At 68.3% G+C, this 25,616-nt stretch carries 2 protein-coding genes; both read left to right on the forward strand.

Going from position 1 to position 25,616, the window contains the following annotated elements; genetic code table 11:
- Positions 1–384: 384 nt before the first annotated feature.
- Positions 385–24,822, forward strand: coding sequence for a non-ribosomal peptide synthetase (locus tag CRP45_RS06435; RefSeq protein ID WP_097244183.1), 24,438 nt, complete (start codon positions 385–387; stop codon positions 24,820–24,822).
- Complete coding sequence (locus tag CRP45_RS06440; RefSeq protein WP_097244184.1) at positions 24,816–25,607, forward strand: FkbM family methyltransferase; 792 nt, start codon at positions 24,816–24,818, stop codon at positions 25,605–25,607. Before CRP45_RS06435 ends, CRP45_RS06440 begins: the two co-directional genes overlap by 7 nt.
- Positions 25,608–25,616: the final 9 nt, after the last annotated feature.

Genomic DNA, 25,616 nt, shown 5'->3' on the forward strand with positions numbered 1-25,616 from the left:
CCGGCATGAGGATCGGCCTGGTCGACAACACGAATCGCACTCGAATTCAGACAAAACGTACGTAGTTCGACACGCTTGACGAGATCCGCAACGACACGCGCGGGCAGGCGTTTTCGGTCGAAACGGGCGGTCTAGCGGTGGCATCGTCGTACCGTCGTCAAAAGTTGTTGGAGAAAGGGTCGGGGGACAGGGGGTCGAAATAACTTTGTAAGGCGCCGACGCCTGAAGCCGTATCCCGTCGAGGAGCGGCTGCGGATCCGTGCTGCCATTCGCACTGTAGGTGAAGTTCATATCGAAGCGCATCTGCACGTTCGGAAATACCGGTCACGAGCGGGAATTTGTTGTGCCTGTTCTCGTGTCCGGAATTCGAGGAGGGGTTAGACGATGAGTTCGAATTCAGCCACGCCCGCAGACCGAGATCCGGATCTGATTGCGCTTACAAGGGCGCAGTACGGAATGTGGCTCGCTAACAACCTGCCGGGCGGCCCGAACGTCAATATCGCGCACTACGTCGAGATCGAGGGACCGATAGACTACCCCACGTTCACCGAGGCGGTAAACGTCGCAGGCCACGAGACCGAGTCGCTCGTGGCCCGTGTTGTCGAATCAGGCGGTCATCCCTATCAATTCGTCGATCGCAGCATCGTTTACGACGATCCGATACTCGACCTCAGCGCCGAAGACGACCCCTATGCGGCGGCGATGGAATGGATGCGGCGGGACTACAACACCAAGGTCACCGATCTGGCCAGGGACCGGCTCGCCGTGACACGCCTGATCCAGCTGGGCGAGGACCGGTATCTGTGGTACGCGCGCGCCCACCACCTGGTGATCGATGGTTACGGCGCGTTCAACCTTTTGAACCGGGTGGCCGAGCACTACAACGCGATGCTCGAGGGTAGGCCGCCTGCCCGGCTGGTGGCGGCCCGGCTGGCCGACATCATCGCGATGGAGCAGGAGTACCGCGCCGGCACCCGATTCGACAAGGACAAGGCGTACTGGCTCGACAAGGTCGCCGATCTGCCGCCGGCCACGAGCTTGTCCGGTCGCACCGCCAAATGGAGCGAGGACGACCGTTTTGCCGGCCGGCGACTGCCGTCACAGCTGACCGCCGGGCTCGACCGTTTCGCCGAGGATCTGGATGCCTCGCCCGCACAGGTGCTCGGAGCCGCCTTCGCCGCCTTCCTGGCCCGCATGACCGACACCGACGACGTCGTCCTGTCACTGCCGGTGACCGGACGGGTGACCATGCGCCTGCGCAACGCCGCCGCGATGTTGGCGAACATGGTGCCGATCCGATTCACCGTGGACGCGACGACCACCGTGGAAGGGTTGATTCGCGCGTCGGTGTCCGAGTTCGTCCTGGCGATGCGTCATCAGCTCTACCGCTTCGAGGATCTTCGCCGCGATTCCGACGCGTTGGACTCGGCCGCGACCTCGTTCGGCCCGATCGTCAACATCCTGTTCTTCGATTCCGAGATCCGCCTCGGTTCGGCGGTGGGCCGCTACCGCGCCCTGACCTCCGGTGCACTGGACGATCTACAGCTGAACCTCTACCGCTCCGGAGCCGATGGGCCCCTGCTCATCGAATTGCACGGCAACGCCAACCTGTACAGCCAGGACGAACTCGACCTGCACACCAGCCGATTCGTCGACTTCCTCGCGCACATGATCGCCGCGCCCGTCGACACCCCCGTGGTCGACATCGCCCTCGCCGATTCCGCGGAGCGCCAACGCATCCTCGGTGACCTCGCGGGCCGCGACGGCGTGGCGACCAGCGCGACGCTCGTCGACATGCTGACCCGGCAGGCCGCGGCTACCCCGTCCTCGGTCGCCGTCACGGCGGGCACGACCGCCCTCACCTACCGCGAGCTGGACGAGCGTTCGAACCGGCTCGCCCGCACGCTGATCGCCCGCGGCGCCGGGCCCGAATCGCTGGTGGCGATCGCGATGCCGCGCGATGCCGACCTGATCGTCGTGGCGTTGGCCGTGTTGAAGTCGGGCGCCGGATATCTGCCGCTGGATCTCGCGCACCCGGTCGATCGACTCGACTACGTGCTCAGCGACGCCGATCCGGTCGCGGTCGTGACAAAGCGGAGTCTGCGCGAGCGGGTGCCTGGAGATCCGGGCCGAGTGGTGCTGTTCGACGACGACCGGGAAGTCGAGAACGCGGATCCGATCACCGACGCCGATCGCATCCGCCCGCTGCGTCCGGACAACATCGCCTACGTCATCTACACCTCCGGGTCGACGGGGCGGCCGAAAGGTGTGCCGATCACCCATCGCGCGGTGGCCACCTACTTGACCAACGCGTGTGCCGATATCGGAATCCGCCGCGACGATGTCTGGACGCTGTTCCATTCATTCGCCTTCGACTATTCGGTGTGGGAGATCTTCGGCGCTCTGACAACCGGCGGTCGCGTTGTCGTGGTGGACAGCCCGACCACGCGTTCGCCGGACGACGTGGTGCGGCTGATAGCCCGCGAACGGGTGAGCGTCTTCAGTCAAACCCCCTCGGCCTTCGATCAATTCGTCACCGCCCGGGCGCGCTACGCGGATGCGGGCGAGCCCGACGGTGCGCTCGGGCTGCGGCTGGTCGTGCTCTCCGGCGAAGCGCTCGATCCGGCCGGCTTGGCCACCTGGTACGGGCGGAATCCGAATCTGCCCGTGCTGGCCAACAGCTACGGCATCACCGAAACCACCGTCTTCGTCACCTATCTGGAGCTGACACCGGATGTCGCCGTGCCTGGCGCGCCGAGCACGATCGGACAGCCGCTGCCGGGGTTGCGCGTCTACATTCTCGACGAGCACCTGCGCCCGGTGCCACTCGGCGCCTGGGGACAGATCTATGTCGCGGGCGGTCAACTCGCCCGCGGCTATCACGACCGCCCCGGATTGACCGCGGGACGCTTCGTCGCCGATCCGTTCGGCCGCCCGGGCGAGCGGCTGTATCGCAGCGGCGACATCGCTCGCCGAAACGCGAAGGGCGAGTTGGAATATCGCGGCCGTGCCGACCAGCAGGTGCAGCTGCGCGGATTCCGGATCGAGCTGGACGAGATCCGCGGTGCGCTGCTGAGCCACAGTGCGGTCGCGGCGGCGGTGGTCATCGTGCACCTGCCGGGGACGGAAGCGGCTCGGCTGGTCGCCTATGTCGTGCCCGCCGACGAAGCGGTCGTCGAACCCGAGGCGTTGCGCGCGCACGTCGGGTCGTTGCTGCCGGAGTACATGGTCCCCGCACACATCGTGGTCTTGCCGGCGTTGCCATTGACCGTCAACGGCAAAGTGGACTATCGGGCGCTGCCCGAGCCGGTCATCGATTCGGTCGCGGCGTACGTCGCGCCGAGCACCGTCGTGGAGAAGACCATCACCGAGGTCTTCGGCGAAGTTCTCGGTATCACGCGGATCGGTGTGCTGGACGACTTCTTCGAACTGGGCGGAAATTCGCTCACCGCGACCAGCGCCACGGTGCGGATCGCCGAACTGACCCGCTGCGAGCTGTCGGTGCGCGACCTGTTCGGCAATCCCACCGCCGCCCGACTCGCCGCCCATATCGACGGCGGGCAGCACTACAGCCGCCCCGCCCTGCGGGCACAGCCACGCGTCGAGCCGATCCCGCTGGCGCCTGCCCAGAATCGAATCTGGCTGATCAATCAGGTGGATCCGACCTCGGCGGCCTACAATATTCCGCTGGTGTTGCGGCTGACCGGACAGCTCGACGCCACGGCGCTACGTTCGGCACTGACCGACCTGCTGCGACGACACGAATCCCTGCGCACCGTGTACCCGGCAGTGAATGGTCAAGGGACGCAGGTGATTCTGCCCGCCGAGCAGGTCGCCGCCGACCTCGATCCGACCCCGCGAGTCATCGAGCCGGACGAGCTGGAGCACCGAATCCGGGAGTTGGCCGCGATCGGCACCGACGTGCGCCGACGTCCGCCGATCCGGATCGCGCTGTTCGCATCCACCGACCATCGACGACACACCTTGGTCGTCGTCCTGCATCACATCTGCTGCGACGGCTCGTCGCTGCCACCGCTGGCAGCAGATTTCGCGGCCGCCTACCGAGCGCGGTCGCAGGGATACGCACCGGACTGGGAACCGCTGAGTGTGCAATACGCCGACTACAGCATCTGGCACCGCGACGTGCTCGGCGATGAAAACGATCCGGACTCGCTCGCGGCACGCCAACTTCGCTATTGGACCACACAATTGGCGGGAATGGCGGGACCGCTCGAACTGCCAGCCGACCGTCGGCGCCCGGCTCGCCGATCCATGCTCGCCGATGTCGTCGACACCGTGATCCCGGCCGAGACACGCGTCGGGATCGAGCAGTTGGCGCGCGCGGCGAACGCCACCAGATTCATGGTCGTCCACGCCGCGGTCGCGGCGGTGCTCGCCCGGCTGTCGGGCTCGGCGGACATCACTGTCGGGACGCCGGTCGCGGGCCGGGGTGAGCGCGCGCTGGAACCGCTGATCGGCATGTTCGTCAATACTGTCCCGCTGCGCACCCGGATCCGCGGCAACGAATCGTTCGCCAGGTTTCTGACCCGGGTCAAAGACATCGATCTCGCCGGCTTCGCCCACAGCGACCTGCCCTACGAGCGTGTCGCGGAGGTGGTCGACGCGATGCCGTCGGCGGCGCGCGACCCGCTGTGCTCGGTGTACCTGGCCTTCGACAACATGGACCACCCGCGTCTGGAGCTGCCCGAGCTCACCGTGGAGATCCTGGAACCGGGACCGCAACCGGCGAAGGTCGATCTCATCGTCACCGTCGCCGAGAACTCGAGCGCCGCAGGTGATCTCGGCCTGCGGATCAACTTCGCCACGGACCTGTTCGATCGGACGACCATAGAGGATTTCGCCGGGCGACTGAATCGGTTCCTCGCGTCGGTCGTGTCGAATCCGGAGGAGTGCGTCGGTGTGGTCGACGTGCTGTCGGCGCGTGAGCGAGCCGCGCTGGTGCCCGCGTCGGGCGGCGCTGCCGAGCAGCCGCGGGTGCTTGCGGAGTTACTGACGGTCGAGAATCCGGACGCCGTGGCGATCGTGGCCGCGGAACGCACCATGACGTATGGGGAATTGGGTGTCCGGTCGAATCGGATCGCTCGGTTGTTGATCGAGTGGGAGATCGGTCCGGAAGACCAGGTCGCGTTGGTACTGGGGCGGTCGGCGGACCTCGTGGTCGGGATCTGGGCGACGGTGAAGGCCGGTGCGGCATTCGTGCCAGTGGATCCGCGCAATCCCGCCGAGCGTGTCGCGCTCATGGTCGCGAAGGCGCGGGTGGTGCTCGCGACGCAAGCCACCCGGGATCTGTTGCCTCCCACGGTACCCCGGTTGCTGCTGGACGATCCGGACAGCGAGATCCGCATCGCCTCGCGATCTTCCGACGCCGTGACCGATGCCGATCGAATCCGGCCCTGCCGGGTCTCGAACTCGGCGTACGTGGTGTACACGTCGGGGTCGACCGGTGAGCCGAAGGGCGTCGCCGTGACGCACGCCGGCTTGGCGAATTTCGCTGCCGAACAACGACAACGCTATCGGATCGACAGTTCCGCACGGGTGTTGCAGGTGGCGGCTCCTGGCTTCGACGCGCTGGTCCTGGAGCTGCTGATGGCCCATCCGAACGGCGCCGCGCTCGTGGTGTCGCCGCCGGATGTCTTCGCCGGAGACCGGTTGGCGGAATGGATTCATACGCAGCGGGTTTCGCATGCTTTCATCACACCCAGCGTGCTCGCGACCATGTCTCCCGACGGTACGGACTCCTTGCGGGATCTGGTGGCCGGTGGCGAGGCGGTGTCAGCGGAGGTGGCGGCGGCGTGGAGCCCCGGCCGTCGGTTGTTCAATGGTTACGGGCCCACCGAGACCACGATCATGGTCGCGATCAGCGACCCGCTGCGCGCCGATGCCCGCGTCACGATCGGTGGCCCGATTCGCGGCGTCGCGGCCCTGGTATTGGACGAGAATCTGCAGCCTGCGCCGGTCGGGGTGACGGGACAGCTGTACATCTGCGGCATTCACCTCGCTCGCGGCTACCTCGATCGGCCAGCGGAGACCGCTTCGGCGTTCGTGGCCGATCCGTTCGGCAAGCCCGGTTCCCGCATGTACCGTACCGGTGACCTCGCCCGCTGGACGCCCGAGCACACGCTGGAATACCTCGGGCGCACCGACTTCCAGGTGAAGATCCGCGGCCAGCGCATCGAACTCGGCGAGATCGAAGCCGTTCTCGCCGGGCATCCGACCGTGGCGACAGCGGTGGCGGTAAGCGTGGCGACGGAGAGCGGGCCGAAACTCGCTGCCTACGTCACGCCGGCAGCCGATGCCGTCGACGCCGCGCAGTTGCGGGCCCACACCGCACAACACCTGCCGTCGCATATGGTTCCGGACGCGCTGACAATCCTCGACGCGCTGCCACTGACGTCGGTGGGCAAGGCCGACCGCGCGGCGTTGCCCGCGCCGATATTCACCACCGAGACCGAATTCGTCGCGCCTCGAGACGCGGCCGAGCAGATCGTCGCCGATGTGTGCGCCGCCGTGCTCGGCCTCGATCGCGTCGGCGTGCTCGACAACTTCTTCGACCTCGGCGGCAACTCGCTGTCGGCGACGCGGCTGGCGGCGCGGTTGAGCGCCGTGTTCGGCGTCGACGTTCCGCTGCACACCGTCTTCGACGCGTCGACCCTCGCGGAATTCGCGCAGACTCTGCAAGCCATCGATGCACCCGGGCGAGAAGCGCTGGTCGCGCGGGAGCGACCGACGCGGATTCCGCTCTCCCCCGCCCAGGCTCGGATGTGGTTCCTCAATCAGTTCGACACGAGCTCGGCGCTGTACAACATCGCGCTGGTCGTGGACATGTCGGGACCACTCGACGTGCGCGCCCTGCGCGCGGCGGTCGCCGATGTGCTCGACCGCCACGAAGCGCTGCGCACTATCTATCCGGACAGTGACGAGGGACCGCACCAGCTGATCGTGCCGGTTCGGGCCGAGATGTCCGTGCTCGAGCCGATCGAGGTGGCGGCCGACGACGTCGAGGCGCACATCGCCGCGGCCGCCGAGGCCGGCTTCGACGTCACCCGCGAGGTGCCGTTCCGAATCACGTTGCTGCGCACGACCTGCGAGCAGCACACGCTGGTCCTGATCGTCCATCACATCAGCTTCGACGGATCATCGCTCGCACCGCTGGCCGCGGACCTGGTGACCGCCTACAACGCCCGCCTGCGGCAGCGGCCGCCGCAGTGGCCACCGTTACCCGTGCAGTACGCCGATTACGCGCTGTGGCACCGCGAATGGCTCGGCACCGAAGACGAGCCGAACTCCCCCGCCGCCACCCAGATCGAATATTGGCGCACGACACTGGCCGATCTGCCCGAAGTGCTCGACCTGCCCACCGACCGCCCGCGCCCGGCTCGGCAATCGTTCCGCGGCGCGACGGTGTCGGCGACGCTGCCCGCCGACCTCGGTCGCGACATAGTCGCGCTGGCCCGTAGCCACGACGTGACCGTCTTCATGGTGCTGCACGCCGCGTATGCCGCCCTGCTGTCCCGGCTGTGCGGAACCGGCGACATCGCGGTCGGCACGCCGATAGCCGGTCGGACCGAGCCGGGACTCGAGCGCCTGATCGGCATGTTCGTCAACACCCTTGTGCTACGCACCCACATCGAGCCCGGCGCGTCCTTCCTCCAGGTCCTGGAGCAGGTGCGGGCGAGGGATCTGGCAGCCTTCGACCACGCCGACATTCCGTTCGAGCGGATCGTCGAGGTGCTGAATCCGCCTCGCACCACGGCGCACGCGCCGTTGACACAGGTCGGATTCTCGTTCCACAACATCGAGATTCCCACCGTGGAATTCGAGGGCATGACGGTGTCGGCGCGGGCCGCCGATCCGAGCGTGGCCAAATACGATCTGCATCTCAACCTCGTCGACATGGCGGCGCACGCCGGTGAGCCGGGCGAGATGGCCGTCGAATTCGGTTACGCGACGGATCTTTTCGACGAGGCGACGATCACCGCCATGTTCGAACGATTCGTGCTGCTGCTGCGGGCGATGGTCGCCGATCCCGGCAGGCCGATCGGCGACGTCGAGCTGCTGACCGCCCAGGAAGCGTATGAGCTCGTCGGGCGAGAGACCGGGCGCAGGACCCCACTGCCGTCGACGACAGTCGCGGAGCTGTTCGCCGAACAAGCCGCCGCGACTCCGGACAGCACCGCCGTGCTCGACGCCGAAAGCGGCGCGCGGCTCAGCTATCGTGAGTTCGCGGGGCGGGTGAACGCGCTGGCTCGCGCGTTGGTCGCACGCGGTATCGGCCCGGAAACCATTGTGGCCGTGGCAATGCGGCGCTCGGTCGATCTGCTGATCACGCTGTATGCCATCCACGCGGCAGGCGCGGCGTACCTGCCCCTCGACCAGGACCATCCGCGCGATCGCGTGCGCGCCGTGCTGACCGCGGCGCGGCCGAGGGCGGTGGTCACCCGTCCCGGCGACGACGCGAATCTGCCCGATCACGTTCCGGTATGGACGCTCGCGGATCTCGATGCCGCACACGAGGATCCGTCGCCGTTGACCGACGCCGACCGGCTCGGGCCGCTGCGACCAGAGAATCTGGCCTATGTCATCTACACCTCCGGTTCGACCGGCGTACCGAAGGGGGTGGCGATAGCGCATGTCGCGGTGGTCAATCAGCTGCGCTGGCTGCGTGAGCACTACCACCTCGGCGACGACGTCATGCTGTTGCGCACTCCCGTCACCTTCGATCTGTCGGTGTGGGAGTTGTTCAGCCCCTTGGTATCCGGCGCGACGTTGGTTGTCGCGGGACCCGACGGCAGCGGTGATCCACACGCGGTGGCCCGGCTGATCGCCGAACATCACGTGACGACAGCCGATTTCGTGCCGTCGCTGCTCTCGGTGTTCCGGGAGACGGCCGACGGCCGCGACTTCTCGGATCTGCGGCGAGTGCTGTGCATCGGCGAAGCGCTGCCCGCCGAAACCGTCAGGCGATTGCGAGAGGTCAGCAACGCGGGCATCGAGAATCTGTACGGGCCCACCGAAGCCGCGGTCAGCGTCACCGCGTACCACGTCGACGGGATCGACGGGGTGGACGGCGCCGCCGTTCCGATCGGTACTCCCGAGCCGAATGTGACCGTTCACGTGCTGGATTCGCGACTGCATCCGGTGCCGCCGGGCGTGACCGGCGAGCTGTATCTCGGCGGCGTCCAGCTGGCCCGCGGATACCACCGGCGCCCAGGGCTGACGGCGGCGACGTTCATCGCCGACCCGTTCGACGGCGCCGACGGAACCCGCCTGTACCGCACCGGCGACCTGGTTCACTGGGGCAAGGACGGCACACTGCGCTACGTCGGCCGCGCCGACGACCAAGTCAAGATTCGCGGACTGCGCATCGAACTGGGCGATATCGAGGCCGCCCTGCTCGCGCACGAACAGGTCGGCGCGGCCGTCGCCCGGGTCCATCCCGGCCGCGACGAGCAACGCCTGGTCGCCTATGTGGTCACCCAGGAAGCCCTGGACGCCAAACAAATTCGACGCTTCCTGCTGGAGCGACTGCCTGCTTACATGGTGCCTTCGGCGATCGTCCGGATCGACGCCGTGCCACTGACGGCCAACGGCAAGGTCGACTATCGGGCCTTGCCCGAACCGGAGCCGAGCGACCGCGAGGCCGGCTACCGGGCGCCGCGTTCGCTGGTGGAACAGGCCGTGGCCGAGGTCTTCGCCGAACTGCTCGGCCTGCCCACGGTCGGCGCGGACGACGACTTCTTCGACCTCGGCGGGAATTCGCTGGTGGCCACGCGCGCGCTGAGCAGGCTCGGGGCCGTCGTGGATGCGACCGTGCCGGTCCGGACGATCTTCGAGGCACCCACCGTCGCCGAGTTGGCCGAACGGATCGCACAGCTGCGTGGTGTGCCCGCGCTGCCCGCCCCGACGCCGAAGCCGAGACCAGCGCGCGTGCCGTTGTCGACGGCGCAGGCCCGAATGTGGTTCCTCAATCAGTTCGATCCGGCTATGCCCGGTTACATTGTGCCGCTGGCTATTCGGCTCGAGGGCACGCTCGATGTCGATGCGCTCGCCGCCGCCGTCGGGGATGTGGTCGCCCGTCACGAGAGCTTGCGGACCATGTATCCGCCCGTCGACGGCACGCCAACGCAGGTGGTGCTCGACGCGGCCGACGTCGTGGCGAGCTGGGATCTGACCCCGCGGCGGATCGCGGAGAGCGAGCTGGAAAACCGGCTGGCGGCGTTCTCTAGCCCCGGGTTCGATGTTTCGAAGGGCGTGCCGGTTCGGGTCACGCTGTATCAGCTGTCGGATACGGCCTGGGTGGTCGCGGTGGCCGTGCACCACATCAGTTGTGACGGCTATTCGGTGGCGCCGCTGGCGACCGACATCGTGACCGCGTATCGGGCACGAACCAGTGGAAACCTCCCGGATTGGGCGCCACTCACCGTCCAATTCGCCGATTACGCCCTGTGGCAGCGCGAGGTGCTCGGTGCGCCCGACACCACGGACTCGCCCGTGTTCCGCGATATCGCCTACTGGCGAACCCGATTGGCGGGTATCCCGGAACTGCTCGAGCTGCCGACCGATCGGCCGCGCCCGGTCGAGCAGACCCACCGCGGCGCGGTGCTGCGGGTCGAGATCTCGGCCGAGTTGCACGGCCGGGTGGAGGCATTGGCCCAGCGGGCCAAAGCCACGATGTTCATGGTGGTGCACACCGCACTCGCGGTGCTGCTGTCGCGGCTGTCCGGCAGCGACGACATCACGATCGGCGTGCCGCACGCTGGTCGCGGCCACCGCGCGCTCGACCATCTCGTCGGGATGTTGGTCAACACCTTGGTGCTGCGCACCCGTGTCGGGCTAGAGCGGACCTGCGTCGAACTGCTGGATACGGTGCGGCACAACGACATCGAGGATTTCGATCACGCCACCGCGCCGTTCGAGCAACTGGTCGAGGCGCTGAATCCGGCACGGTCGACGGCACACGCGCCGTTGTTCCAGGTGATGCTCGCCTACCAGAACATGGCGCGGGCGCACGTGGAACTTCCCGGTCTCACCATCGAGACCATCGACCCGGGTGACAGCGCCGCGATATACGACCTGCTGCTGATGATGACGGAAGAGCACGGGCCCGACAACGAGCCGATCGGCATGACGCTGCGCCTGACCTACGCCACCGACCTGTTCGATGCCGACTCCGCGCAGCGTTTCGCCGATCGGTTCGTGCGCTTGCTCGATGGTCTCGCGACCGACCCCGATTCGCCGGTCGGCGATATCGATCTGCTCGATGCCGGCGAGCGGCAGCTGGTGCTCGACCACTGGAACGACACCGGCGACCCCGCCTCGACGGGCCGGACCCTGGTCGACGCCTTCACCGACCAGGTCGAACGCACCCCCGATGCCCCGGCGATTCGGCTTCCGGACGGCGAGGCGCTGTCCTACCGGGAGTTCGTCGACCGCGTCAACCGGTTGGCGAGGTGGCTCATCTCCCGCGGCGCAGGACCGGAAACCATTGTGGCGGTCTGTGTTCGGCGTTCGGTCGAGCTGGTCACCGCGCTGTACGCCGTGGTCGAAGCGGGCGCTGCCTTCCTGCCGATAGACCCGGACCAACCGACTAGCCGCATCGCCGGTGTGCTGGGCACGGCACGCCCGCTGCTGGTGCTCACCACCTCGGCGGACGACCACGGCCTGCCCGCCGGATTCGACTCCGTTCGCCTCGATCGACTCGAGATGCCCGACGTGTCCGGCGCCCCGATCACGGACGCGGAACGGCTCGCGCCGCTGCGGCCGGACAACGTGGCGTACGTACTGTTCACCTCCGGCTCCACCGGCGTACCCAAAGGTGTGTCCCTGACACACGCCGCGACCATGAGCCAATTGGCCTGGGCGCAGCAGCAGTGGCCGCACACGGCCTCCGATACGGTGCTGCACAAGACGCCGATCACCTTCGACATCGCCGTGTGGGAGTTGTTCTGGCCGTTGCAGGTCGGTGCGCGGATCGAGATGGCCGAACCCGGCGGGCACCGGGACCCGGCCTACCTCGCAGGCCTGATCGCGAGCCGCGACGTCAGCACGGTGCACTTCGTGCCGTCGATGCTCGAGGTCCTGCTCGAATCCCATGGCGATGCCGAATTCCCCTCCATCCGACGAATTTTCGTCGCCGGTGAGGCGCTGGCACAGCACACGGTCGACGCCGCGCTGCGCGTATTCCCCGAGGCCGAGGTGGTGAACTGGTACGGCCCTGCCGAGGCTGAGGTGGTCACGGCCGCGCGCTGTCTGCCGGGTGCGCGGACGGCGACGGTCCCGATCGGCGCGCCCGTGGCGGGCATGCGGGTCTACGTGCTCGACAAGCGGCTGCGACCGGTACCCGTCGGTGTCGTCGGCGATCTGTATGTCTCGGGTGTGCAGGTGGCGCGCGGATATCACGCGCGCGCCGACCTCACCTGCGCGGCCTTCGTCGCGCACCCGCTCGGGGCGCCCGGGGAGCGGATGTACCGCACGGGTGACCTGGTGCGGTGGACGCGCGGCGGCGAGCTGGAATTCCTGGGCCGCAGCGATTTTCAGGTGAAGGTGCGCGGTCAGCGAGTGGAACCGGGCGATATCGAAGCCGCGGCGTGCGCGCTGCCGGAGGTGGCCCGTGCCGTGGCCGTGGCGACCTCCGAACGCATCGTCGCCTACGTGACGCTGGCGCCCGCGGCGGTGACCGATGGGCGCACGCTCCGCGAGCAGCTCGCACATCTGCTGCCGTCGTATCTGGTGCCTGCCCACGTCGAGGTGCTCGACGCCATGCCGCTCAGCGCGAACGGCAAACTCGACCGCGCCGCCTTGCCCGCACCCACCTTCGACGACGGCGCGGAATTCGTCCCCGCACGCACCGAAAGCGAAGCGGCACTTGCCGATATCGTCGCCACGGTCACTGGTAGCGAGCAGGTGAGCGTGCTGGCGAACCTTTTCGACATCGGTGTGGACTCCCTGTCGGCCGTTCGGATCGCCACGCGGGCCGAGACGGCGCTCGGTGTCGAAGTCGGCATCCGCGACATCTTCGCGGAACCGACGATCGCCGGCTTGGCGGCACGGCTGGCGCAGCGGCCGCGGACGGCGCTGATTCCGCTCGAACCCAAGCCGCGCCCGGCGACTGTCCCGCTGGCCATGGCGCAACGCAGGCTGTGGTTCGTCAACCAGTTCGACACCGCCTCGGCGGCCTACAACATCAGCTTCACGGCCCGGTTGACCGGCGCGCTCGACACCGAGGCGCTGCGCGCGGCATTCGGCGACGTGGTGGCTCGGCACGAACCGTTGCGGACGGTGTATCCGGCCGTCGGCGGCGAGCCGTGTCAGGTCGTGCGGGATGTGGTGGACGTGGTCGACGGCGCGGCCCTGGATCCGGAGCCGGTCGCCGACGAGACCATGCTGGCCGAGCGGATACGGCAGACCGTCGAGATGGGCTTCGACGTCGCGCACACCGTGCCCCTGCGAGCACGGCTGTATCGAACAGGCCCCGACACGCATGTCCTCGTGCTCGTCGTCCATCACATCGCTGCCGACGGCGCGTCGATGGCACCGTTGGCGCGCGATATCTTCGCCGCCTACCGTGCGCGGGTGAAAGGCGCGGCGCCGCAATGGAAACCCCTGCCGGTTCAGTACGCCGACTACGCGCTGTGGCAGCGGGAGGTCCTCGGCGCCGAGGACGATCCGTCATCGATGATCGCCCGGCAGATCCCCTATTGGATCGACACTCTCGCCGACGCCCCCGAGGTGCTCGACCTGCCGACCGACCACCCTCGGCCCGCGACCATGTCGATGGTCGGCGGCAGTGTCCGCTTCGACATCCCGCAGCGGCTGCACGAGGAGGTCGTTGGGCTGGCCCGTCGCGAGGGCGTCACCGTCTTCATGGTGCTGCACGCCGCCCTCGCGATCGTGCTGGCGCGCACCGCGCACACCGACGACGTGTCGATCGGTACACCGGTCGCGGGCCGGGGCATCCCGGCGCTGGAGGACCTCGTCGGCATGTTCGTCAACACGGTGGTGCTGCGCACGCCCGTCCGCGACGACCGGTCGTTCCGGCAGCTGGTGGCCGAGCTGCGCGGCATCGACCTCGAGGCGCTCGCGCACGCGGATCTACCCTACGAGCGATTGGTCGATGTGCTCGACCGGCCACGGTCGACGGCGTACACGCCGCTGTATCAGGTGCTGTTCGGGTTGCAGAACACCGCCGCTGCCCGGTTCCAGCTGTCCGACGTCGATGTCGAACTGCTCGATCCCCATGTCGCCCAAGCCAAGACCGACCTCACGGTGTTGCTGACCGAGCGCCTCGACGGTACTCGACCGGCCGGGCTCGATGGTGAAATCGTCTATGCGACAGATCTTTTCGTGGAGTCTTCGGCGGCGGCGCTGGCCGAGCGGTTCGTGCGTGTACTGGACGCGGTCGTCGCCGATCCGACCCGGCCGATAGGCGGTATGTCGCTGATCGGCGCCGTGGAGGCCGAACGGCTGCTCCCCGCGCGCGGCGGTGCGGCCCCAGCGCCGCGTCTGCTGCCCGATCTGCTTGCCTCGGCCGTGGCGACGTCTCCCGAGGCGATCGCACTGATAGACGGCACCCGCACGCTCAGCTACGGCGAGCTCGACCACCGCGCCAATCAGCTTGCGGCGCAGCTGCTTTCCCAGGGCGTTGGGCCAGGCATGTGTGCCGCACTTGTCGTGCCGCGGTCGGCCGACTACCACGTCGCGATGTGGGCGATCACGAAGACCGGGGCCACGTTCGTGCCGGTGGACCTGCGTTATCCGCCGGAGCGGATCGCCTATCTGCTGGACGATTCCGGTGCCGAGGTCGGCGTCACCGTCGCGGCGGCGCGGCCGTCGCTGCCGGATGGCGTCCGCTGGTTGGTGCTCGACGACCCGGGCACCGCCGCCGAGATCGCCGCGCGCCCCAGCCACGCCGTGTCGGACGCGAATCGCCCTCGCCCGCTTCGGATCAGGGATACGGCATACGTGATCTACACGTCGGGGTCGACCGGCACACCGAAGGGTGTGATGGTCACCCACGAGGGGCTGGCGGCCTTCGCGGCCGAGCAATGTGAGCGGTATCAGGTGACGGCCACGTCGCGCGTGCTGCAAGCCGCGGCACCAGCATTCGACGCGGTACTGCTCGAAGCCTTGATGGCGCACGCGGCTGGTGCGGCGTTGGTGGTGTCGCCGCCGGAGGTGCTCGGCGGCCCTGCCATGGCCGAACTGATCCGGACCCATCGGGTGACGCACGCGTTCCTGACACCGAGTGTGCTGGCGACGATGTCGCCCGGCGAGGTGGATTCGGTGCGGATGCTTGCGGTCGGCGGCGAAAAGGTGGCGCCGGATCTGCTCGCCGCCTGGGCGACAGGGCGGCGGCTGCACCACATCTACGGCCCGACCGAGACGACGATCGTGATCACGATGAGCGACCCGGTGCGACCGGGTGAGGTTCTCACCATCGGCGGACCGATTCGCGGTGCCGAGGCGGTGGTACTGGACGCGCGACTGCGACCGGTGCCGATCGGAGTGCCAGGGGAACTGTACTTCTCCGGAGCCGCGCTGGCCCGCGGCTATCTGAATCGGCCTGGGACAACGGCATCCTCGTTCGTGGCGAACCCGTACGGTGCGCCAGGTTCGCGGATGTACCGGACCGGCGACATCGTCCGCTGGACCGCGCACGGCACGCTGCAGTACGTCGGCCGCCTCGATTTCCAGATCAAGATTCGCGGCCAGCGCGTCGAGCTGGGCGAGATCGACGCCGCGTTGCTGACCCATCCGGCGGTCGCGACCGCGGTCACCGTGAGTCGCCGAGGCCCGGGTGGGCACCCGGTGCTTGCCGCGTACGTCACGGCCGAACCCGCGGCGGTCGTCGAACCGAGCGCGGTGCTCGATCACGTGGCCGCCGTCCTGCCCGCACACATGGTGCCCGCGACGATCGCCGTACTCGATCACCTGCCGCTCACCTCGTCCGGCAAGGTGGATCGGGAAGCATTGCCCGAGCCGGTGTTCCAGACCACCGAAGACGCCGCCGTCGCCGCGTCGAACCATCTGGAACGCACCATTGCCGACGCCTTCGCCGACGTCCTCGGCGTGTCCACGGTGGGCGCGACGACCTCCTTCTTCGCGCTCGGCGGCGACTCCATCATGTCGATTCAGCTGGCCGCGCGCCTGAAGTCGGCGGGGATCACCGTGACGGCCCGGGATATCTTCGAGCACAAGACGGTTCGCGGGCTGGCGCGGGTCGCGCAGGCCGCCGAACGGGCCAGTCTCGTCGAGCTGCCCGGCGGTGGAGTGGGCGATATTCCGCGGACGCCGATCGTGTCCTGGTTCGTCGAGCAACTAGGCGCACCGGCTCGATTCGCGCAGTCGATGCTGGTACGTCTGCCGCGTGACGCGCGTATCGATGACGTGGTCTCGACCGTGCGGGTGATCATCGAACTCCACGACGCACTGCGGTCACGGCTCGATGGGCAACGCTGGGAGGTGCCGCCGCCGAGCGCCGCCGACGCCACCGGTTCGGTCTCGGTGCGCACCTTCGGCGCCGACGAGGCTCCGGGCAGCGCCGGTTTCACCGCCGTGGTGGAAGCGGCGGCCGCTTCGGCCTACGACCGGCTCGATCCGGCGGCCGGCAGGCTGATACACGTCGTATGCCTGCTGCCCGAATCCGGTGTGGATGCCGAGGGCCGGGCACTGATCGTGATCCATCACCTGGCCGTCGACGCGGTGTCGTGGCGAATCCTGCTGCCCGACTTCGTGACCGCCTGGCAGCAGATCGTTCGGGGGCGGGCGGTCGAGCTGGTGGCACCGGGCACCTCCCTGCGTCGGTGGGCGCACGCCTTGACCGCCGCGGCGGCCGAGCGAGCCGGGGAACTCGAGCTCTGGCAGCGGATCGCTTCGGCACCGGATCCGCTCCTCGGTCGTGCGGAGCTGGATCCCGCGCGCGATACGCAGGCGACCGTGCGCGGGCTGACGGTGTCGCTCCCTGTCGAGGTGAGCGCGCCGTTGCTCGACGAGGTGCCCCGCGCCGTGCGCGGCAGCGTCGAGGAGGTGATGCTGGCCGCGCTCACCGTGGCGCTGACTCGCTGGCGTAGCCGTCGCGGCGACGCGCACGCGGGCATGAAGGTCCTGCTGGAAGGCCACGGCCGCGAGGAGCAGCTCGCCGCTGGCGCCGACATCTCGCGCACCGTCGGCTGGTTCACCAGCCGATATCCCGTCGTGCTCGACTCGAGCGGCATCGATCCGGCGGACCTGCGCGCGGTGGTGAAATCGGTCAAGGACCAGCTTCGCACCATCCCGGACAAGGGCATCGGCTACGGCCTGCTGCGCTATGCGAACCCCGGCACGGTCGACCGGCTCGCCGCGCTGCCCGAACCGCAGATCAGTTTCAACTATCTCGGCCGGGTCGGCGTCGATCTCGCGACACTGTCGGATCTGCCGTGGGTACCCACCGACGAACCCTTCGACCGCCGAGCCGCCTTCGATCCGGGTATGCCCGCGACGGCGGTGCTCACGATCGATGTGAACGTCGTCGACGGCGCTGCCGGGCCGCGGCTTTCGGCCTACGTCGGCTACGCCGCACGGCTGCTCGACCACGACGACGTGGCCGAACTCACCGACGAATGGGTCGGCGCCATGACCGCGATCGCGGCCATGGCGAGCGAGGATTGGGGGCTGTCGCGGGCCGATGTTCCGCTCGTCGACCTCACCCAGCGTGAACTGGACGAGTTCGCCGACCGGTACGGACCACTGAGCGAGGTATGGCCATTGGCGCCGCTGCAGGCGGGGCTGCTGTTCCACGCCGAGATCGCCGCGGGCGGGATCGACGTCTATCTCGCGCAATCGGCGCTCACCCTGACCGGCACGGTCGACGAGAACCGGCTCGAGCGCGCCGCGCGGGCTCTGCTCACCCGCCACCCCAACCTTCGGGCCGCCTTCGCGCGCACCGCGGAAGGTGTTGCGGTGCAAGTGATTCCTACGGATCCGGTGGTGTCGTGGCGCAGCGTCACGCTGTCCGGGGACGCGGTGGACCCGCAGCAGGTGATCGACGCGGAGCGGGCCACCGGATTCGATCCGGCCGATCCCCCGCTGCTGCGGTTCCTGCTGATCACGGTGCGCCCGCACGAGTTCCGGCTGTTGGTGACCGCGCATCACCTGCTGCTCGACGGCTGGTCGTTGCCGCTGCTGTGGCGTGAGCTCATCGGGTTGTACGCCGTGGACGCGCAGCCGCAGTCGCTGCCCGCTGCCGCGTCCTACCGTGACTACCTGGAATGGCTCGGCCGCCGCGATCGCACCGCGAGCATCGAGGTCTGGCGAGACGCGCTCCGCCATGTCACCGAGCCGACACTGATCGCCGGTGCGCACACCGAGACATCCGCGACCATCCCGACCGATCTGACGATCGATCTCGATCACGATACGGCCGCGGAGTTGGCGGACTTCGCCCGCGCGCACTCGGTCACGATGGCGACACTCGTGCAGTTCGCGTGGGCAGTGGTGGTGAGCGACTTGCTCGACACCGACACCGTGGTGTTCGGCACGACAGTGTCCGGCCGTCCCGCCGACGTGCCAGGGGTCGAGTCGATGATCGGTCTTCTCATCAACACGATTCCGGTCGCCGTCGACGTGCGCCGGGACCGGACCATCGCCGAAACGCTGACCCTGCTGCAGGCCGACAACACCCGGCTGGTCGACCACCACTATCTCGAACTGCCGCAGATCCTGGCGGCTGTGGATGCCGTCGCACTGTTCGACACCCTCGTCGTGTTCGAGTCCTACCCGGTCGACAGCAGTGGACTCGGCGACGCCGAGATCGACGGGATGCGAGTGATCGCGGCGGAGGGCCGTGACGCCGCGCACTACCCGATCACCGTGCAGGCACACCACACCGACACCCTGCGGGTGCGCCTGCGCTACCAGCCGGATCGCATCGACGACGAGACGGCATCCGGTCTCGCCGCCCGGTTCGACATCGTGCTGCGCGCGATCGCGGCCGATCCCTTCGCGCGGCTGGATTCGGTGGATCTGCTGTCGGCAGCCGAGCGACGGGAGTTGGTGCCCGCCACGGGCGGCAGTCCGGCGGCGCCGCAGCTCGCCGCCGAGTTGTTCGCCGCCGGCGCGCAGGTGAATCCCAATGCGGCAGCGCTACTTTCGGGTCAGCGCACGATGCCCTACGCCGAGTTGGACGCCCGGTCGAACCAGCTGGCGCGGCAATTGATCGAGTGGGGCGCCTGTCCTGGCGAACGGGTCGCGCTGGCGCTGGGGCGGTCGACCGAGTTCGTGACAGGCCTGTGGGCGGTGACCAAAACGGGTGCGGCGTTCCTGCCGATCGATCCGCGCAATCCGGCAGAGCGCGTCGCACATCTGATCGCGGACGCCCGCGTGCGAGTCGCGCTCACCGTCACGGCGTCGCGGGATCTGCTTCCCGACACGGTGCGCCCGCTGGTCCTCGACGATCCGGACACCGAGGCCGCCATCGCGGCGAAATCCGCGGCGGCCATTACCGATTCCGAGCGCTTGCGGACGCCACGGATACAGGACACGGCGTATGTGATCTATACCTCGGGGTCCACCGGGCTTCCGAAGGGCGTCGAGGTGCCCCACGCGGGGCTGGCGAATTTCGCCGCGGTCGTGCGTGATCGCTTCGGTGTGGATGCCCGGTCGCGTGTGCTGCATGCCGCGAGTGTCGGTTTCGATGCGATGTTGCTCGAAGTTCTGCTCGCACACACCAGCGGCGCAGCGCTGGTAGTCGCGGAACCGGACGTGTTCGCCGGGGACGAGTTGGCCGATCTCATTCGCACGCAACAGGTTTCGCATACGTTCCTCACCCCGAGTGTGCTGGCCACCATGACGCCTGCCGGGATGGATTCGTTGCGTGTGCTGATGGCGGGAGGCGAGGCGGTGACACCGGAGTTGGTCTCGGTGTGGGCGCCGGGCAGGCGGTTGTCGAACGGATACGGACCGACCGAAACCACGATGCTGGCCGTGATCGACGACGCCTTGCTTCCCGGTGATGTGGTGACGATCGGTGCACCGATTCGCGGTGTCGAGGCCGTCGTCCTCGATCGGTGGCTGCGGCCGGTACCGGTCGGGGTGGTCGGCGAGTTGTACCTCGCGGGCATCCAGTTGGCCCGCGGGTACCTGAACCGCCCCGGCGCCACCGCCGGGTCGTTCGTGGCGAATCCGTTCGGCGCCCCGGGCGCGCGCATGTACCGCACCGGCGATCTGGCCCGCTGGCGAGCCGACCACACCGTGGAGTATCTCGGCCGCCGCGATTTCCAGGTCAAGATCCGCGGTCAACGCATCGAACTCGGCGAGATCGAAGCCGTACTGTCCGAGTATCCCGGCGTCGACCGCGCGGCGGTCGTGCCGCGCACCGATGCGAGCGGCACCGACCGGCTCGTCGGCTATCTGGTCGGCGACAGCGGCATCGATGCGAGCGCCGTCAAGGCCGCGGCCCGACAGCACCTGCCCGCGCACATGGTGCCCGACCTGCTCGTGCCGCTGACCGAGCTCCCGCTCACCGCGACCGGCAAGCTCGATCGGGCGAAACTGCCCGCACCGCGGTTCCCGGACGCACGGGAACGGATCGCCCCGCGCACCGAGACCGAACAGCGCATCGCGGAGGTCTTCGGCGAAGTCCTCGGTATCGACGCGGTGGGCGCGACCGACAGCTTCTTCGACCTCGGTGGCAATTCGCTCTCGGCGACGCGGGCGGTCGCGCGATTGCGCACGGCACTCGAGGTGAGCCTCGGTATCCGCGACCTCTTCGACGCACCGACCGTCGCCGAACTGGCCGCGCACCTCGGCGAAGCCGAGCGCCGAACCGCGGTACCGCTGGCACCGCGCCCCCGCCCAGCGCGAGTGCCACTGTCCCCGGCTCAGCAGCGGATGTGGTTCCTCAACCAGTTCGACACCTCGGTCGGCGGCTACAACATTCCGCTGGTGATCCGGTTGCGCGGTGAACTAGACATCGATGCGTTGCGGCAGGCATGCGCGCTGGTCATCGACCGCCACGAGTCGTTGCGCACCAAATTCCCGCTGATCGACGCGATGCCAGGGCAGGTCGTGGTCGACGCCGCCGAGGTGGTGCCCGCGCTGAACCCGATCCGGGTCGACGAACGGCAGGTGCTCGAACGGGCTGCTGCGGTGGTCTCCGCGGGCTTCGATGTGACCGAGGCGCCGCCGATACGAGCCGAACTGTTCGCCATCGACGAACGCGATCACACGTTGGTGATCTGCGTGCACCACATCTGCGCCGACGGTCAGTCGATGATGCCGCTGGCACGGGATGTGGCAGTGGCCTACGAGGCGAGTCGGCAAGGTAGGCAACCGAACTGGCCACCATTGCGGATCCAGTACCCGGACTACGCGTTGTGGCAGCGCGAGGTGCTCGGTGACGACCACGATCCGGAGTCGCTGGTCTCCAGGCAGCTGCGATTCTGGACCGACAACCTCGCGGGGCTGCCCGAACTGCTCGAGCTGCCGACCGATCTGCCGCGGCCACCGGTGGCGTCCATGCGCGCCAGCACGGTGGACTTCGACCTGTCCGCCGACTTGCATGTCCGCATCGGCGCGCTCGCACGCGCGCACAACGCCACGGTGTTCATGGTCCTGCACACCGCGTTGAACGTACTGCTGGCACGGTTGGCCGGCGTGGACGACGTGGCGATCGGCACCCCGGTGTCCGGTCGTGGCGATCGCGAACTCGACGAGCTGATCGGGATGTTCGTCAACACGCTGGTACTGCGTTCCCGGGTGTCGGCCCGGCAGCCGTTCGAGGAGTTGCTCGCCGCCACTCGCGAGACGGATCTGGCCGCGTTCGCGCACGCCGACGTGCCGTTCGAGCAGGTCGTGGAGGTGTTGAATCCGCGAAGGTCGACCGCGCACATGCCGCTGTATCAGGTGACCCTCGACGTCCAGGATCTCAGCGCGGCCGCGTTGGAACTGGCGGGGCTCACGGTCGAGCCGATCGAAGCGGGCTTCGACCAGGCCCGCGCGGATCTGAACGTCAAACTCGTCGAACAGTTCGACGCCGGGGGCGCACCGAGCGGCATGGCCTGCCGCTTGACCTTCGCCGCCGATCTGTTCGTCGAGCAGACGATGTCTCGTTTCGCGCGCGCGTTCCGCCGAATCCTCGAGCAGGCGACCACGAATCCGGCTGTGGCGGTGGGCGATATCGACATCGTCGACCCCGACCAGCGCCGCGAAGTGCTCGCGGCCTCCGGAGTCGACGGCGGCCCGGTCGCGGAAGTGACTCTGGCCGAACTGTTCACCGCCAAGGTCTCGGCCCAGCCCGATGCGATCGCGGCCACCGACGGCGTGTCGCAGATGAGCTATGCGGAGTTGGATCGGCGCGCGACTCGGCTCGCGACTCGGCTCGCCGAGCACGGTGTCGGCCCGGAAACCCTGGTGGCGGTGGCATTGCCGCGCTCCCTCGATCTGGTCGTCGGGCTGCTCGCGGTGGTGCGCGCGGGAGCGGGATATCTGCCGCTGGATACGGCCAACCCACCGCAGCGCTTGCGGTTCATCCTCGATGACGCGCGTCCGGCCGCGATATTGACTTCGGCCGAGTCTGCGAGGGACGTACCGGAATACGCGGCACCGACGATCCTGGTCGAAGAGACCCCAGACCTGGTCTCGGACCGACCGCTACCCGCGGCAGCGCGGCCGGATAACGTCGCCTACGTGATCTACACCTCCGGGTCGACCGGTACGCCGAAGGGGGTGGCCGTCAGCCATCGCGAAGCTGTCACCCTGTTCACCCACGCGGCCGAGCGATTCGACCTGCGCGCCGACGACGTGTGGACGCTGTTCCATTCCTACGCCTTCGATTTCGCGGTGTGGGAGATGTGGGGCGCGCTGCTGAGCGGCGGCCGCGTTGTCGTCGCCGACTACGCCACATCACGGTCGCCGGAGGCGTTCGTGGAACTGGTGGCGCGGGAGCGCGTCACGGTGGTGAGCCAAACACCGTCGGCGTTCTACGGATTCGTCGACGCCGAGCGTCGCTACCGCGAATCCGGTAGCGGCTGCGGCGATCTCGCGTTGCGCTATGTCGTCTTCGGTGGCGAGGCATTGGATCCGGCGCGGTTGACCGAGTGGTTCGCCGCACACCGGCCCGGATCGCCGCGACTGGTCAACATGTACGGGATCACCGAGACGACCGTGCACGTGACCTTCGCCGAGGTCGACGGTCCGGACGCCGCGGGGATCGGCACGCCGCTGCCTGGGCTGCGGGTGTATGTGCTCGACGACCGGCTGCAACCGGTGCCAGTCGGCGTCCGTGGCGAAATCTATGTTGCCGGAGGGCAACTCGCGCGCGGTTACCTGCGAGCGCCCGCATCGACGGCGAGCCGCTTCGTGGCGAATCCCTTCGATACACACGGCGGCCGGTTGTACCGCACCGGCGATGTCGGGCGCTGGCACGAGACCACCGAAGGACTCGAATTGACCTACCTCGGCCGGACCGACGCGCAGGTGCAGTTGCGCGGGTACCGGATCGAACTGGGCGAGGTGGAGTCGGCACTCCTGCGCCATCCGGCGGTGTCGCGGGCCGCCGTGGCGGTGCACCGCCACGAGCGCGAAGTGGATCAGCTGGTCGGCTACGTCGTCGGCAGCGACGGGCAGCGGCCCGATCCGGGGCAGGTCCGCGCGGGCGCCGCCGAAGTGCTGACCAGTTACATGGTGCCGTCGGTGGTCATGGTCCTGCCCGATCTGCCACTGACGGTCAACGGCAAGCTGGATCGGAAAGCGTTGCCCGCGCCCGACTTCGAGGGATCGGCCCAGCGGTACGTCGCGCCGCGCACGCACACCGAGAAGGTGCTCACCGAGGTGTACGCGCAGGTCCTCGGGACGCCGCGGGTCGGGGTGACCGACGGGTTCTTCGATTTGGGCGGCAATTCGCTGCTGGCCACGATGGCGGTGGCCGAGTCGAGTGCTCGCGGGGTGACCATCGAGTTGCCCTGGATGTTCGAGGATGCCACGCCGAAAGCCTTGGCGCGCCGAGCCGACGACGCGGACGGCGACTCCGGGCAGCAGGTGCTGCTCGCGCTGCGTGGCGGCGGAGCGGGACCGGCGGTCTTCGCCGTGCACCCGGCGGGCGGTCTTGCATGGTTCTACGGTGGCCTCGTCGAACATCTGCATCCGGATCGCCCGGTGTTCGGGTTGCAGGATCCCCACGTCGTATCCGGCGAGCCGGATGCGCGGTCGGTCGTCGAATTGGCCGACCGGTATGTGGCCGAGATTCGCCGCGTGCAACCGACGGGTCCGTACCACCTGCTCGGCTGGTCGTTGGGTGGGCAGATCGCGCACGCCATGGCGGTCCGCTTGCAGCGCGACGGCGACTCGGTCGGCCTACTGGCCCTGCTCGACTGCGCGGCCGACGCGGGCCGGCACTCGGCGCCGCCGACCGACGGACAGGCACCGGGACAGCTGATGGGCGATCTGCTCGGTGGCTGGCGAGAGCTGTTCGGCCTCGACGACGACGTGCTGGCGAGCAGCCATGAACAGGCGTGGAGCATCATCCGCGAACAGATAGTCGCGACCGGCCTGTTCAGCGCCGAGCAGACCGATCGGGTGATGGAGAGCTTCCGGACCGCGAGCCAGATCTCCGCCGCGCACCGGCCGGACGTGTTCGACGGCGACCTGGTGTTCTTCACCGCCGGGAAAGACCATCCTGACCACGACGGGCTCGTCCACACGTGGCGGCCCTACGTCAGCGGAGAGGTGCACAACGTCGTCGTCGACGCCCGCCACCTCGAGCTGAGCCATCCGCATGCCCTGGCCCTCATCGGCCCCGTCCTGGAAAGGTTCATGGAACGATGCTGACCACACCTTTGCAGCAACTGCGGCTCGACGACGGCAGAACGGTGACCTGCACCAGCCCGGCCGAGGCCCACATGTTGTGGGGCGAGACGACGTCGGCACGCGGGTTCTACCGGCGGGCAGCCGAACGCCTTCGACCCGGCGATATCGCCGTGGACATCGGCGCGAATATCGGCCTGACCGCGATGATGTTCGCCGACGTCTGCCCCGGGGTCCAGGTCGTCGCCGTCGAGCCCGTGCCGATGACCTATCGCTGCCTCGAGCGCAACATCGCAGCGCATGTCCCGGCCGGGATCCCCCTGGAGTCGGCGGTCGGCGCCACCCCGGGTACGCGGGCGTTCACCTGGTACCCGCGCGCTTCGGCGAACTCCGGCTTCTTCGCCGACCGCGAGGCGGACGACCAAGCCACCCGGATCTATTTGCGCAACTGTGGCCTCGACGACAAGGCCATCGCGCTCATCACCAAGGGGCTGCACGACGGCGTGCCGTTGGAGGTCGAGGTCACCACCGTCTCGGCCATACTCGACGAACACTGCCGCGACCGGGAGATCGGCCTGCTCAAAGTCGATGTCGAGCGCGCGGAGTTGGATGTCTTGCGCGGCATCACCGACACGGACTGGCGACGTATTCATGCCGTGGTCGCCGAGATCCACGACATCGAGAACCGCGTGCGAGAAGTCCGCGAACTGTTCGACCAGTACGGCATGTCGGTGCAAGTCCAGCAGGACCCACGGTTGATCGGAACCGAAATATTCGAGGTATTCGCGACCAGGCCGCGCGCCGACTGACGCCGGTCG

Origin of the sequence: Nocardia amikacinitolerans (genome assembly GCF_900215415.1) — a bacterium.
Classification (GTDB): Bacteria; Actinomycetota; Actinomycetes; order Mycobacteriales; family Mycobacteriaceae; genus Nocardia; species Nocardia amikacinitolerans.